The sequence below is a fragment of the Thermodesulfobium sp. genome (genome assembly GCF_053498235.1).
In genome coordinates this window covers 1-14,499 of the sequence record NZ_JBRCUV010000049.1, presented here as the reverse complement: position 1 = coordinate 14,499, position 14,499 = coordinate 1, and the positions used below count along the sequence as shown (strand labels likewise).

The 14,499-nt window shown below is 37.5% G+C and carries 16 protein-coding genes; 15 read left to right on the top strand and 1 reads right to left on the bottom strand.

Going from position 1 to position 14,499, the window contains the following annotated elements:
• The first annotated feature begins 12 nt into the window (after positions 1-12).
• From ACWIUX_RS06785 to ACWIUX_RS06720, 14 genes are all read left to right on the top strand, one after another.
• On the top strand, positions 13-1,479 hold the full coding sequence (locus tag ACWIUX_RS06785; protein WP_448589973.1) for a glutamate synthase subunit beta: 1,467 nt from the start codon (positions 13-15) through the stop codon (positions 1,477-1,479).
• 70 nt (positions 1,480-1,549) lie between these two features.
• On the top strand, positions 1,550-2,119 hold the full coding sequence (gene efp, locus ACWIUX_RS06780; protein WP_448589972.1) for an elongation factor P: 570 nt from the start codon (positions 1,550-1,552) through the stop codon (positions 2,117-2,119).
• On the top strand, positions 2,116-2,565 hold the full coding sequence (gene accB / locus ACWIUX_RS06775) for an acetyl-CoA carboxylase biotin carboxyl carrier protein (protein WP_448589971.1): 450 nt from the start codon (positions 2,116-2,118) through the stop codon (positions 2,563-2,565). Before efp ends, accB begins: the two co-directional genes overlap by 4 nt.
• 164 nt (positions 2,566-2,729) lie before the next feature.
• Positions 2,730-4,073 (top strand): acetyl-CoA carboxylase biotin carboxylase subunit, encoded by a 1,344-nt coding sequence (accC, locus tag ACWIUX_RS06770; RefSeq protein ID WP_448589970.1) that lies wholly within the window; start codon positions 2,730-2,732, stop codon positions 4,071-4,073.
• Positions 4,070-4,474, top strand: a complete 405-nt coding sequence (gene nusB / locus ACWIUX_RS06765; protein ID WP_448589969.1) for a transcription antitermination factor NusB — start codon at positions 4,070-4,072, stop codon at positions 4,472-4,474. The genes accC and nusB overlap by 4 nt, the downstream gene beginning before the upstream one ends.
• 53 nt (positions 4,475-4,527) lie before the next feature.
• On the top strand, positions 4,528-5,289 hold the full coding sequence (gene hisF / locus ACWIUX_RS06760; RefSeq protein ID WP_448589968.1) for an imidazole glycerol phosphate synthase subunit HisF: 762 nt from the start codon (positions 4,528-4,530) through the stop codon (positions 5,287-5,289).
• Positions 5,290-5,299: 10 nt separating this feature from the next.
• Entirely contained in the window at positions 5,300-6,592 is a 1,293-nt protein-coding gene (gene purB, locus ACWIUX_RS06755) for an adenylosuccinate lyase (protein WP_448589967.1), read from the top strand.
• Positions 6,593-6,606: 14 nt separating this feature from the next.
• On the top strand, positions 6,607-7,302 hold the full coding sequence (gene purC / locus ACWIUX_RS06750) for a phosphoribosylaminoimidazolesuccinocarboxamide synthase (RefSeq protein ID WP_448589966.1): 696 nt from the start codon (positions 6,607-6,609) through the stop codon (positions 7,300-7,302).
• Between the two features lie 84 nt (positions 7,303-7,386).
• Positions 7,387-8,220: a 4-hydroxy-3-methylbut-2-enyl diphosphate reductase gene (gene ispH, locus ACWIUX_RS06745; protein WP_448589965.1), complete on the top strand. Its 834-nt coding sequence runs from the start codon at positions 7,387-7,389 to the stop codon at positions 8,218-8,220.
• A complete protein-coding gene (der, locus tag ACWIUX_RS06740; RefSeq protein ID WP_448589964.1) occupies positions 8,217-9,494 on the top strand; it encodes a ribosome biogenesis GTPase Der in 1,278 nt (425 codons plus the stop codon). The genes ispH and der overlap by 4 nt, the downstream gene beginning before the upstream one ends.
• A 1-nt stretch (position 9,495) precedes the next feature.
• Entirely contained in the window at positions 9,496-10,095 is a 600-nt protein-coding gene (gene plsY / locus ACWIUX_RS06735; RefSeq protein WP_448589963.1) for a glycerol-3-phosphate 1-O-acyltransferase PlsY, read from the top strand.
• Positions 10,092-11,075 (top strand): NAD(P)H-dependent glycerol-3-phosphate dehydrogenase, encoded by a 984-nt coding sequence (locus tag ACWIUX_RS06730; RefSeq protein WP_448589962.1) that lies wholly within the window; start codon positions 10,092-10,094, stop codon positions 11,073-11,075. The genes plsY and ACWIUX_RS06730 overlap by 4 nt, the downstream gene beginning before the upstream one ends.
• Positions 11,076-11,100: 25 nt before the next feature.
• Positions 11,101-11,421: an HU family DNA-binding protein gene (locus tag ACWIUX_RS06725; RefSeq protein WP_448589961.1), complete on the top strand. Its 321-nt coding sequence runs from the start codon at positions 11,101-11,103 to the stop codon at positions 11,419-11,421.
• A gap of 191 nt (positions 11,422-11,612) precedes the next feature.
• A complete protein-coding gene (locus tag ACWIUX_RS06720) occupies positions 11,613-11,771 on the top strand; it encodes a hypothetical protein (RefSeq protein WP_448589960.1) in 159 nt (52 codons plus the stop codon).
• Positions 11,772-11,863: 92 nt separating this feature from the next.
• On the opposite strand, the gene ACWIUX_RS06715 is transcribed toward ACWIUX_RS06720, so the two are convergent.
• A complete protein-coding gene (locus ACWIUX_RS06715; protein WP_448589959.1) occupies positions 11,864-13,405 on the bottom strand; it encodes a DUF4127 family protein in 1,542 nt (513 codons plus the stop codon).
• A 1-nt stretch (position 13,406) separates the two neighbouring features.
• Here ACWIUX_RS06715 and ACWIUX_RS06710 point away from each other — a divergent pair, with 1 nt between their 5' ends.
• Positions 13,407-14,306: a glycosyltransferase family 9 protein gene (locus tag ACWIUX_RS06710; protein ID WP_448589958.1), complete on the top strand. Its 900-nt coding sequence runs from the start codon at positions 13,407-13,409 to the stop codon at positions 14,304-14,306.
• Positions 14,307-14,499: the final 193 nt, after the last annotated feature.

Sequence of the window (14,499 nt, the reverse complement as noted above, 5' to 3'; positions counted from 1 at the left end):
TTGGAGGTATCTATGGGCAAGATTGGCGCCTTTCTTGAACAAAAAAGAATAACCCCTTCCGAGAGAGATCCTCTTGAAAGGATTAGAGATTTTAACGAATTTAGAATACCTATGAGCGAAGAACACATAAGACTTCAGGCTTCAAGGTGTATGGATTGTGGGATACCCTTTTGCCACTCGGGAGTCCTTCTTGGTGGTATGACTGCAGGATGTCCTCTCCACAACCTTATTCCTGAATTCAACGATCTGATTTACAAAGGAATATGGAAGGAAGCGTACAAAAGGCTTATTGCTACTAATAACTTCCCTGAATTTACAGGAAGAGTTTGCCCAGCCCCTTGTGAGGGTTCTTGCACAGCGGGTTTAAATTGGGAGAGCGTGACTATTAAGAACAATGAGTTATATATTATAGAAAAGGCCTTTTCATTGGGTTTTGTGGAAAAGAAGGTTGTTAAGAGAACGGGGAAAAGAGTTGCGGTTATTGGATCTGGCCCGTCAGGACTTGCCTGCGCTGATACCTTAAATGCTTTTGGGCATGAGGTTTCAGTCTTCGAGAGGGCTGATAGAGTCGGGGGGCTTCTTATGTACGGCATACCTAATATGAAGCTTGATAAGAGTATTGTAATGAGAAGGATTAGTCTTATGGAAGAGGAGGGGGTAAAGTTTTTTACCAATAAGGAGATTGGAGTAGATATATCCTTAAAGAGTCTTTTAAGCGAATTTGATAGCATAGTGCTTTGCTGTGGCGCAACAAATCCTAGAGACATAAAGGTTCCTGGAAGAGAGTTAAGTGGAATATACTTTGCTGTTGATTTTTTGAAATCAAATACTAAAAGTCTTTTGGATAAAGATGATTCACATTTGATATCAGCAAAAGATAAAAACGTGGTAATAATAGGTGGAGGGGATACGGGTACTGATTGTGTGGCTACGGCTATTAGACAGGGATGTAAAGACGTTATACAGATTGAAATACTGCCAGAACCGCCAAAAGTTAGATTACAAAATAATCCGTGGCCTGAATGGCCAAGGGTGTTAAAGGTTGACTATGGTCAGGAGGAGAGAATAGCTCTTTTCGGAAAGGATCCAAGGATCTATCTAACAACTGTGACTAGTTTTGAACCTAAAGAAGACAAAAAGAGTGTAGGATGGGTTAACACTATTAAAGTAAAATGGGAGAGAGATGAAAAAGGAAACTTTATTCCGAAACAGATTAAGGGAAGCGAAGAGAGATTAAGAGCTGATATGGTATTAGTTGCCATGGGCTTTCTTGGGCCAGAGGACAAGGTTATAAGAGAGCTTTCTATCGAACAAGATCACAGATCAAATGTTAAAGCACAGTTTGGTAGTTTTAAAACAAATGTCGAAAGGGTTTTTGCAGCAGGAGATATGAGAAGAGGACAAAGTCTTGTTGTTTGGGCTATTGCAGAGGGGAGAGGCGCGGCAAGGAGCGTGAATGAGTATCTAAATAACATATAAAATAGTATAATTTAATATGATTTGAATAATATATTAATTGTGAAATTTAAATAATATAGGAGTGTAAAGTATGGCTGAAATTTCTATGAACGATTTAAAAAATGCTACAAACATTTTAATTGATGGAAACGTATATCAGGTTGTTTATTTCCAACATGCAAGAAAGGCGCAAGGCGCTGCCTATGTAAGAACGAAGTTAAAAAATCTAAAAACTGGTGCAGTTCTTGAAAAGACTTTCAGGTCTGAAGACAAAATAATAGAAGCAGAGGTTGAAAGAAGGCCGTTTCAATTTCTCTACAAATCAGGCGATACCTATCATTTTATGGATTTGAACAATTATGAGCAGTGGGAGTTAAGCAAGGATGTTTTAGGGGATGCCACAAATTATCTTAAAGAACAAGAAAATGTTGATGCAATAGTTTACAATGGAGCACTTTTGAATATCGAGCTTCCAACTACTGTAGATCTTAAAGTTGTTGAAACTGAACCTGGAGTAAGAGGTGATACAGCACAAGGAGGTTCAAAACCTGCAACCCTTGAAACCGGGGCTGTAATAAATGTACCTCTATTTATAAATGTAGGGGATGTTGTAAGAGTAGATACGCGTACAAATCTTTACGTCGAAAGGGTAAAGTCATGATTAACTTTGATCTTGAAGAAATAAAAGAGTTAATAAAAGCTATGAATGAAAACTCAATTACTGAGTTTTACTTGGAGTCCGAAGGAATCAAGCTCAACTTGAAAAGAGAGGGCTATGTTCAGGCCATTACCGATGTAAGCAGTTCTAAGAAGTTTGATGAAAGTGTAAAGAATAATGCCGATCAGAAATTAGAGCTCCAACCCAAAGAAGTTTTTATAAAATCTCCAATGGTAGGCACATTTTATAGATCCCCCTCACCTGATTCTCCCCCTTTTGTAGAGGTTGGTGATTATATAAAAAAAGGACAGGTAATTTGCATTATTGAAGCGATGAAACTTATGAATGAGATAGAGTCTGAAGTAGATGGTGTGATAAAGGAAATACTTGTTGAAAATGCCATGCCAGTAGAATTTGGTCAGCCCTTGATGATCGTTGAAACAGGGTAAACCATTATCTAGACTTTGGCAACCTTTAATAGTTATATTATATTCTGTTATTATATTCTGTGGGCAGGATGCTCGCATTACATTAGAGGTGAATTGATGTCTGATAAAGTGCGTTTTACTAGATATTTTGCTAATAAATATAGTGATTTTAGTTATTCAGCTCTATGAAAAGGATATTAATAGCAAACAGAGGCGAAATTGCCTTGAGAATAATAAGGGCACTTAGAGAGTATGGATATTTTTCTGTATTGGCTTATTCTGAGGCAGATAGAGATAGTCTTCCTGTAAAACTTTCAGATGCTGCAATATGTATTGGCCCTGCCAGTGCAAGAGGAAGTTATCTAAATATACCTGCTATAATTAGCGCTGTTGAAATAACAGGCTGTGACGCTGTTCATCCAGGATACGGATTTCTTGCTGAGTCTCCTCAATTTGCAAGAGTTTGTATGGATGCTGGAATTATTTTCATAGGTCCATCTCCTGAAGCTATGGAAAAGGTTGGGGATAAATCAGTAGCTAGAGCTGTAGCCAAGAATGCTGGAGTTCCTGTGGTGCCTGGCTCGAATGGTTTTGTTTCGTCAAAGGATGAGCTTTTTAAGCTTGCAAAAGAGATAAGCTTTCCCCTAATACTAAAGGCAGCGGCTGGGGGCGGCGGAAAGGGCATGAGAATTGTTCAGAGCTTTAGTGAACTTGAAAATTCTTTTGATACTGCTTCTAATGAAGCTAAAACGGCATTTGGAAACAGTAAGCTATACCTCGAAAAATACGTTTCAGAACCCAGGCACATAGAGATTCAGTTTGCAAGAGATAAGTTTGGTAACTGTGTATCGCTTTTTGAAAGGGAATGCTCTATTCAACGAAAGCACCAAAAACTTCTGGAAGAAAGTCCTTCCTCTTTTGTCAGCCCAAAGTTAAGAAAAGAGTTAAGCGAGGCTGCGCTTGCTATTGCTAATCAGGTGGACTATGTTGGCATAGGCACAGCAGAGTTTTTGGTTACACAGGAAGAAAAGTTTTATTTTATTGAGATAAATGCAAGAATTCAAGTCGAACACCCTGTGACAGAAATGGTTACAGGCATAGACCTGGTTGAATTGCAGTTGATAATTGCTGAGGGGAAGCCAATTCCTTTTTCTCAAGATGATGTAAAAATTACGGGACATGCTATAGAGTGTAGGATAAACGCTGAAGATCCACGTAATAACTTTTGTCCATCCCCTGGCAAGGTAACTCAATTTATACCTCCATGCGGTCCTGGAATTAGGTGCGATAGTCATCTTTACTCTGGATTTGAAATTGTCCCATACTATGATTCTCTGATTGCAAAGGTTATTTCATACGCCCCTAACAGGGAAAGAGCTATAAATCGAATGCAGAGAGCATTGTATGAGATGACTGTTGAGGGAATTTCAACTACTATAGACTTTCACATGGAAGTTCTGAAAAATGCATTTTTCAGGAAAGGCGATTATTATACAAATTTTGTTCAAAGAAGAATGGGTATAAAGTGAAAAAATCTTTAAGATATTTAAGAGAGATAATCTTAAAGATTTTATACGAGCTTGAAATAAATAAAATGAGTACCCTGGGCTCTCTTTTGGAAAGGTATGGCGAACACATGCACGAGGAAGACCTTGAATTTATAAAAGTAAGAGCTGAAGGAATTGTTGAAAACAAAGTATCTATTGAAAAATTATTAGATGAACTTTCTGTTGAATGGCCAACAGAAAGGATGGTGTTAACAGACAAGCTAATTATGGAAATTGCGATTTTTGAAATAAATTTTTTGGGGTTATCGCCGTCCATTGCCATAAACGAAGCAGTTGAACTTTCAAAGCTTTACGGTACTGAGAAATCCTACAAATTCGTAAACGGTATACTTTCTAAAGTAGCAAGTTCTAAAAAGTCTTAGGCTCTAAGTTTTGATTTTTCTTTAAACTACGACGTCTTTAAGGAGGGCAGCCTATGCTCGCAAAAAGAATTATACCTTGTCTTGATGTAAAGGATGGAAGAGTTGTAAAGGGTATAAGTTTTGTAAATTTAAGAGATGCTGGCGATCCTGTGCTTCTTGCTAGAACCTATGATAGAGAAGGCGCTGACGAGTTGGTTTTTCTAGATATAACGGCTTCAAAAGAAAAAAGAGATATAATGCTTAAGGTTGTGCAAGATGTTGCAAAAGAAGTCTTTATACCCTTTACTGTGGGAGGTGGTATAAGGTCTCTTGAAGATATGGAAAGGTTGCTTATGGCTGGCGCGGATAAGGTTTCTATAAATACTTCAGCCGTTTTTGATCCAGAATTAATTACCAAGGGCGCTACTACGTTCGGAAGACAGTTTTTGGTGATTGCTATAGATGCTAAAAGGTATCAAAACTCATTTAGGGTTTTTACACATGGAGGCTCGAGACCTACAGATCTTGATGCAATTGAATGGGCAAAAGAGGTAGAAGATAGGGGTGCAGGAGAGATATTGCTAACTAGTATGGATCAAGATGGCAGAAAAACAGGATATGATATTGAACTTACAAAAAGGATATCCGATGCTGTGAATATACCCGTGATAGCCTCTGGTGGTGCAGGAACCATTGAACATGTAATAGAGGTTTTCAAGAAGACTCGTGCGACAGCAGCGCTGCTTGCAAGCGTTCTTCATTTTGGCGAAATAAGAATTAAAGATATAAAAATTGCTATGGAAAGAGAAAAGATACCAGTAAGGTTGGACTGGTAAAGGAGGTCTTATGGAACTTGATAGATATGCACAGAGTGAACTTAAAGCGATATTTTCTGAGGAAAGAAAGATTAAACTTTGGCTGGATGTTGAATTAGCGGTTCTTAAAGCTTGGGAGACAGAAGGGGTGATTCCCGAAGGAACTTACAAGGCAGTCCTTTCAAATGCAAAAGTAGACATAAAGAGAATGAAAGAGATTGAGAGCGTGGTTCATCATGAGATTATCGCATTTCTTACGGCTCTCTCAGAAAACGTTGGCGAAAAGAGCAGATTTATTCATCTTGGTCTTACTTCATCCGATATCCTCGACACTGCTACAAGTTTACAGATAAAAGAGGCAAATGACGTTATTTATCAAGAGTTAGAGAATCTTGAAGCTATTTTAAAAGACTTAGTGATAAAGACCAAGGACGTGCTATGTGTGGGACGTACTCACGGAGTTCACGCTGAACCTATTACGTTTGGATTTAAGCTTGCAAACTTTCTACTTGAATTAAAAAGAAATAAAGAAAGACTTCAAAACGCAGCTAAAGAGGCAGCAGTAGGAAAAATTTCTGGTGCAGTGGGAACTTACGCTCATCTTAATCCGGATATAGAACGTCTAGCTCTTGAGGAACTTGGACTTAAACCTTTAGAGATATCTACTCAGATTATACCAAGAGATATCTTTGCAAATGTGTTTTCTGCATGGGCTTTGATTGGTGCATTTATAGAAAGGCTAGCCCTTGAGATCAGGCATCTTCAAAAAACTGAAGTTTTAGAAATGGAAGAACCCTTCTATGAGGGTCAAAAGGGGTCTTCTGCTATGCCTCACAAGAGGAATCCAATACTTTGCGAGAGGCTTGATGGGATGTCCAGAATCCTAAGGGGTAATCTAGTAGTAGCGCTTGAGAACACTGCCCTTTGGCATGAACGTGATATATCGCATTCTTCAGTTGAGAGGATGATTATACCAGAAAGCGCTATTTTAACGCACTATATGATTAAGACCATGAGTAGAATTTTAAGGGATTGTAGGATATATCCTGATAATATGATGGAAAACCTTAACTTTAGAGGCAAGCTTATATGTTCTCAGAGGCTTCTTTTGGAGCTTGTGAGAAAGGGAATGTTAAGAGAGAACGCTTATAAGATAGTCCAAACGCTTGCTATGAAGGCATTTAACGAAAAGATAAACTTTGAAGAGATCGTGAGAAAGGATCCTGAGATAAAATCATATTTAAGCGAAGAAGAGTTAAATGATGTGTTTGATTACAAATACTTTGTTCGTTATGTGGATGAAATAATTTCAAGAATATTGTAAAGGGAGATGATTTCGTGAAACTTTTGTATGAAGGGAAAGGGAAACAAGTCTTTTTGACAGACGATCCTGATTTGGTTGTTTTTCGTTTCAAAGACGAGGCAACAGCATTTGACGGAGTAAAAAAGGAATCCTTTGGCGGTAAAGGCGAAATGTGTGCCCAGATAACGGAGATCTTGATGTCTCTTCTTGAGAAAAATGGTGTTCAAACTCACTTTGTAAGGCGACTCTCCCCAAACGAGGTACTTGTAAAAAGGTGTTCAATGCTACCCATAGAATTTGTAGTTAGAAATTATTCAGCAGGATCCATTGCAAAAAATCTTGGTTTAAAAAAAGGCATAAAATTTCCTTTCCCTATCAAGGATATCTTTTATAAAAGCGATGAGCTTCACGATCCTATGTTAAATGACGATAGAGCTGTAGCCCTTGGTTTTGTAACCTTTGAAGAACTTAAAGTCTTATACACGAGCGCACTAAAGGTAAACGATGTACTTACTAACTTCTTATTAGAAAAGGGCATTATACTTGCTGATTTCAAGCTAGAATTTGGAAAGTTTAAGGATTCAATACTATTAGCGGACGAAATTACTCCAGATTCAATGAGACTTTGGGATAAGGATACCCTCGAGCCATTTGACAAAGATAGGTTTAGATTTGACCTTGGCGATTTGCTTGCTGGTTATAGGTTATTTTTGGAAAAGATAAGCACATAATAATTTTATGAATTATAGGCGGCTATATCTTCACTTAGCGCTATCCTTGTTGTTGAAAATTGATATGCTTTGAGGATGGGATAGATGATAATAAAAAGGGCTTCGTCTTTAGGCTTTTGTTATGGGGTTAGACTTGCCCATAAAAAGGTTATTGAGGCTTTAAATAAATATCAAAGGGTAAATACTCTTGGGCCTTTAATTCACAACGAACGTGAAGTAAAAAGGCTTGCTCAGCTAGGCGCTATTCCTATAAACTCTCTTGATGAGGTTAACGCTCCTGCAATAGTATTGAGAACTCACGGAGTAAGGCGCGATGTGCTTGAGAGCGCTAAGAAGCTTGCGATCAAGGAGGTCATAGATGCTACCTGTCCTCATGTGGCAAAAGCGCAAAATATTGCCAATAGGTTTTATCTTGATGGCTTTCGTGTGGTAATATTAGGAGAAATAGAGCATCCTGAGGTGCAGTCAATTTTAAGTTATGCGCCCAATGCAATTGTTGTAAGTGAAAATTTACAGAATTTTAATTTTGATAAAGGCATTGTAAAAAAGGTGGGGCTTTTGTCTCAAACTACACAGCCAATTGAAAAACTAAAGATCCTTGCTGCAAGATTGGTAGAGCTTTCACAGGAATTGGTGATAGCAAATACGGTTTGTTTTGCCACAAGGAAAAGACAGGAGGCAGCAAGAGAACTGGCAAAAGAGGTTGATGCTATCGTTGTAATAGGCGGGAAGGCTAGTTCGAACACAAAGAAACTGTATTTATCTCTTAGCTCTTACAACGTTGCGGTTTATCAGGTTGAAGGTGCTATGGATCTTCCTTTAGATTTACTCAAGTATGAAAGAATTGGCATTACTGCAGGGGCATCTACGCCTGAATGGATTATTGAAGAGGTAGAAAGTAGGTTAAAGAGTTTATGAAAAGGCTTCCTATTGTAGTTTTGACAGGCAGGGCAAATGTGGGGAAATCTACACTTTTTAATAGGTTGCTTAAACAAAGCTATTCTATGGTTTCATCAGTGCCTGGAACTACAAGGGATTTTCACGAAGGCATTTTTAGATATACTGATTCAACCGCAGTAACCTTAGTGGATTTACCAGGTGTCTTGGCTGGTGACTATCTCTCTGAACTTGCTTTTGAAAAGTCTAAAAAAATTATAGAGAAATCAGATTTAATAGTTTTGATAGTAGAAGCCAAAGGTTTGACCCATCTTGATGAGGAGATAGCCCTATACCTTAGAAAGTTTAATAAACCCATGATTCTTGCAGTAAACAAGTCTGAGGGTAAAACCGATTTAGCGGATTTTTATTCCCTCGGGATTGAAGACATTGTGCAAATAAGCGCTTATCACGGTTTAAATATATACCAGCTTGAAGATCTTATATTTAACAAGATTACAGGGCGCAAATTTGAAGAACCAAATCCTATTGTTTTTGGCATATTTGGCCTCCCAAATGTGGGGAAGTCCTCCTTAGCTAACGCAATATTGGGTGAAGAGAGATTTATTGTTTCTGATATTGCTGGTACGACAAGAGAGGTTGTGGCCAAACAATTTAGAAAGCTTGGGAAAAGCTGGCTTTTGCTTGACAGTGCAGGTATAAAGAGAAGGAAATCCTATGACAAGGAACTTGATGGGCTAAGCGTTTCAAGAAGCATATCAGCCTTAAATGCTCCAATGGGAGTACTTGTTGTAGACGCGAGCCGTATGGTTACTCGTCAGGATAAAAGGATAGCAAATCTAATGCTAGAAAGAACTGGTGCTTCAGTTATTTTTATTAACAAAAAGGATCTAGTTCCCAAATCTTCTGTTGCAATCGTCTACAACAACATAAAGGAGGATCTAAAGTTTATGGATTCTCCAGTTATTTTTGGTTCTGCCTTGACAGGGGAGAATGTTAATCTTGTTTTAGAAAATCTTAGAGAAATTTGGGAAAAGGCTATGAGATCTTATTCTAAAAAGGATATTTTAAAAGCAATAGGATATGCAGTTTCAAAAAGGCCTATTACTGTTGAGAACAAGTTTTTTGTAGTAAAGAATATAAGATTTGAATCAAAATTTCCTTTAATTGTTGGTATAAGATCAAATGTTAGACAAGATCTTGTTCCAAAGTCATATCTGAAATACCTTATAAATACCGTGAAAAAGGAGCTTGATATGAGTGGCATAAACCTAAAAATAGGATTGATAGATTAATATGTCTTTCCAAAATATTCTTGTCTATTTTTCCTTTCTTATAATTTCTTATATTGTAGGGAGCTTGCCATTTTCGCATTGGGTTGCCCTTTTTAAGGGATGCGATCTTAGAAAGATAGGAAGTGGTAATGTCGGCGCTACTAACGTATACCGAACGCTTGGCTTAAAATATGCCTTAATTGCTGGATTTCTTGACGCTATGAAGGGCTTTTTGCCTGTGTTTATTGCAAGATTTTTTCTGTTTGCAAACAGCGAATTATTTGCTGTTTTGGTAGGTTTTGTTGCAATGTTTGGACATATTAGCTCGCCATTTATGAAATTTAAAGGTGGTAAAGGCGTTGCTACTGGTGCAGGTGCCTTTTTGGGTCTTGACCCGGCAGCGCTGTCGGTAGGATTTATTGTATGGTTTATAACTCTAAAAAGAACACGGATAATGTCTCTTGCATCTATATTTGGTGCTTCAAGCATACTTATATATGAAATATTAATAGGCTCTATCTACATGAAGGTTGTCTCATTGTTGGCTTTTTTGATAATATTGTTTAGGCATAAGGATAATATCAGAAGATTATTAAGAAACGAGGAGCTAAGGCTAAAGTGATTGCTGTAATAGGTGCGGGAACATGGGGAACGTCTTTTTCTACCGTAATTTCAAGTAAAAGCGATGTGTTAATTTTTGCAAGAGATGAGGAAATTGCAAGAAGTATAAACAACCTTCATGAAAACGTAAAGTACCTGAAGGGTATAAGGTTACCATCAAATATTAAGGCAACTACAGATAAGGGGTTACTTTCCGAAATAAATGATATAGTATTTTCAGTGCCCGTTCAATCGGTAAGGCAGGTAATAAATGATTATAAGCCGTTTTTTAAGAAATCGGTTAGGATCTTGAACCTTGGTAAGGGTATAGAAATACACACACAAAAGAGGGTATCAGAGATATTTAAAGAACTCTTGCCTTCCTCGAGTTACTCGGTTTTGTCAGGTCCAAATTTCGCTAGAGAGGTAGCTCTAAAAGAATTTTGTGCAACTGTTGTGGCATCAGAACGTGAAAATGATGTTGAATATTGGCAAAAACTATTGATCTCTCAATACTTTAGAGTGTATACTACAAGTGATGTGGTGGGAGTTGAGATTTCGGGAGGATTGAAAAACGTGATCGCTATAGCTGCGGGAGTTGTTAAAGGTTTGAATTATGGTGATAATTCGAAGGCTGCACTTATTACGAGGGGATTAGCTGAGATTGCAAGATTGGGTTTGAAACTAGGGGCAAAGCAGGAAACCTTTTTTGGGCTCTCAGGGGTTGGAGATCTCTTATTAAGCTGCACTTCTTTACAAAGTAGAAATTTTAGTGCAGGCGTGCTTCTTGCCAAGGGGTACAGCTTGGAAGATATAAAGAAAAAATTAGGAAGCGTAATAGAGGGTTTGTATACCTCTGAAGCGGCTATAAAACTTTCCACAAAGCTGGGGGTAGATATGCCAATTACCAAGCAAGTTTGGGCAATTTTAAACCAGCAAAGTTCCATAAAGGATGCGATTGATTCTTTAACTTCTCGAAGGCCACTTAAAGAATTTTACTAACTTATTTGAAAGGAGGTGATTTTTTTTGAGAAAGACAGATCTTATTAATGCAGTTGCTGAAAAGTGCAAGGGCATGACTAAAAAGGATTGTACAGCCGTAGTAGAAGCCGTTTTTGATTCTATTAGAGATACCCTTAAGAAGGGTGAAAAGGTGCAGTTAATTGGTTTTGGTACCTTTGAAGTCAGGGAGAGAAAGGAGCGAAAGGGCAGGAATCCTAGAAGCAAGGAAGAAATAGTTATTCCTGCTATGAAAACTCCAGGCTTTAGGGCTGGTAAGGCTTTGAAAGAAGCAGTTCAGCCAAAAAAAGCTGAGAAAAAGCCTGTAAAAGGCGCAAAGAAAAAATAAATATTCACAAAAGGAAAAGGGGAGGGTGAACTTTCCTTTTCCTTTTTTCCTCCCGTTAATTTTATTGCACAAAACGCTTGGTTTTGTTATTATTCATAAATATGAATATCTTTAAAAGGAAAGATAGTAAAATTTGCTATAGATGTAATACACAAAATCCTCACGATGCGTTTTTCTGCAGGAATTGTGGTATGCCTCTGACAAGAGATGCGCTCTTTCAGGACTCTACCAAAAAAATGCATTTGAAAAGAAATTCTATGGCTATGCCATACCTTTTATTTTTGATAGTTGCTTTAATAATAGGCCTTGCAGTGGGTTTAGTTTCTTCTCTTAGCGTATTTAAAAAGTAATTCTAACGTCTTTCCCTTGATCAAGATTCTCAGCGCACTTATAGTAGTACTTAAGAATCAAAAGCAATGCAGCCTGAGCAAGATGCTCAGGGCTATAGCAATTTTATATCTATTTCTATATTTGCCTCAAAGGTTCTATTCCACGGTAGGGAGAACTTTACAGCTGTAATGTCAAATTTTATAGGGCTATACATCTTCAACTCTTCTGAAATTCCTGGAAAGTATTGAAAAAATATGTTTTTGGCTATATCTATACTCTCCTTTGTCATCTTAAAATTAGACTGATTATTTTCTAATAATATATTATTTATTTTAGGCCTTATTACGTTCTGATAGTAATAGTCATAAATTACTCTCTCTATTAGAAATCTAAAATTCTCTTTATAATTTTTGCCAGATATATAGCTTACTGCTTGCGATAGGACTGTTCCTGTGGTATTTGCTGCTGTGTTCCAGCCTGCATAGGCAATAAGCCTAAATATCAAGCCACTTGAGAGTAAAAGCTTAAACATCTTCTCGTCTGTCATATTTAAGTCTGACACGTCTGCAAATGCTACGTATTTTTTGCTATTGATAAGAGATCTAACTGCTTTGAAGGCTATCTCTTCATATCCAGATTTACCAAAGATTATCGTATAAAAAGTTGGATTTAAGTTTTCTAATATTAGCTGTAGGAGGTTTATCTGAGAGAGAAGGTTCTTCCCAAGTGGCACCGTTTCTAAAGGCATTACTTCTTCTTCTATCTCTTCCGGCACGAAAATAGTTTTTACGCTTATTGTCCCAGATTTGCCAAATCTTGTTACGAGAAGCATGCCTATTTCATCTGACCCCTGCACTATTTTGGTATTTTTTGTAGCAATCATGCTTAATCTCTTCTTTTCTTCGTATGCCACGCCCCTGTCAGCCGAGTCATCCTGTGCAAGCACCAATAGGTCGACCTTTTCAGAGTTTCTTATTAGCATTTTGTCTACAAAATAGTTTATCTTTCTTGACTTTATATAGTCCTCCAATAAGTCTGGCGGGACATATGTTAAAAGAAGCTCTCTTTCATAAAAATTTACAGGGTTTTTTATGTCTTCTTCAGAGAATTTCATTATCTCTTCGATCTTTGTGGCGTAGAAAAGCTCTTTGTCATCTAATACCGTAGGCATTAGCCTCATAAGAGATTTAAATAGATATACGCTGTCAAATATGCCTGAGCTCTTTAAATCAAGCAGTCTCTTTGTGTACCAAATAGCATCATCCTCTGACATCTGCGTCTCTCTGGAAGGCACAAGTCCGCCGAAGATCATCGAGTCAGCGCTAACTATAGCGCAATTTGCCCAATTTTCTACTAAAAATGCTAATATTTCCTGACTAGCTGCCTTTTTTCTCCTCTCTGAAAGGGTTTCTTCAGGTGGGATTAAAAGCTTTATGCCCAATATATCTGCCAACCTTTTGGGATATACCAGATTTGGCGGTCTGTTGTCCAAAGGTACATAACATGCATCTCTTGATGAAGCTATGCTAAAATCACTGAAGTATATATTATTTATCAGAGGTGAGATTATAAGCATTTTTAAGAAATCTCTTCGAGAAAGAGAGGATTTTGAAAGAATTCTTTTTATAACGCTTTCTTCTCTTGGCGATTGCATAATGACTCTACCTGTTTTTTTTGAGCTTGAAAAGATGTTTCCAAAAGTTCAATTTGACGTCCTGGTTGGTGAAAGGTCAAAGGAAATATTTTTGACCTTGCCGAATGTAGATGAAGTCTTTTTGTACACGTCTAAACATAGAGGCATAATGGGGAAGATTCCTTTAATAAAGAATATTTCAAAAAAAAGGTACGACCTTGTCATAGATCTCAGACACTCCATTCTGCCGATATTCGTGCGTTCTAAAAAAAAGATATTCACAACCTTTAAACCAAAAATCTCTGGGATTCACGCAACTGAAGAACACCTAAAAAATGTCTTTCACAAATGCGCGCAAAGCTTTGAATTTGATTATTCTGATAAGATTATAATTGATACTAAGACTATTATCAAGTTTAGCGATGTTTTCGACAGGATACAGGGCTCGGTTGGTATCGTTCCAGGCGCTACCTGGCAGCCTAAGGCGTATAGGGTTGAGGGTTTTATCAGTGTTGCAAAGAGGCTGAGAGATTTAGGTTTGAATTTAGTTTTACTCGGATCAAGCGATGAAATAGATCTTTGTGAACAGATCTCAAAAGAAGTGGAGTCACTCAATCTTTGTGGTAAAACGAATTTAATGGATTTGTTCTACATTATAAAAAACCTTTCAGTTCTTGTTACCAATGACTCAGGACCTATGCATATAGCTTCTCTTTTAGATATCCCTACAGTTGCCCTCTTTGGACCGTCTGATGAGAGAAGGTATAGGCCCTGGGGGAAAAAGTTCAGGGTATTGATGCACAAAGAAATCTGTAGAGAGTGCCTTTATCAGAGGTGCGATAAGGGTGGAAGTTGTATGGACCTAATAAAGCCTGATGAGATAGTCAAGGCTACAATAGATATTTTGAGAACATTAGAATAAAGTTAAAATAATGTTAATGTGAAGCTAAGCGCTTGACAGATTTTTTTAATATGTTATAAATAGAATAATCTTTTTTTAACTTTTTATTTGACAACTAAATATGATTTTGCTTCTCCCAAAGCTTTGAAGGGCGTTAGCCTTCAAAGAGCCAAATGCAGAAACTTGCAATCAGCAAAAAAAGGAGGTGTATTCC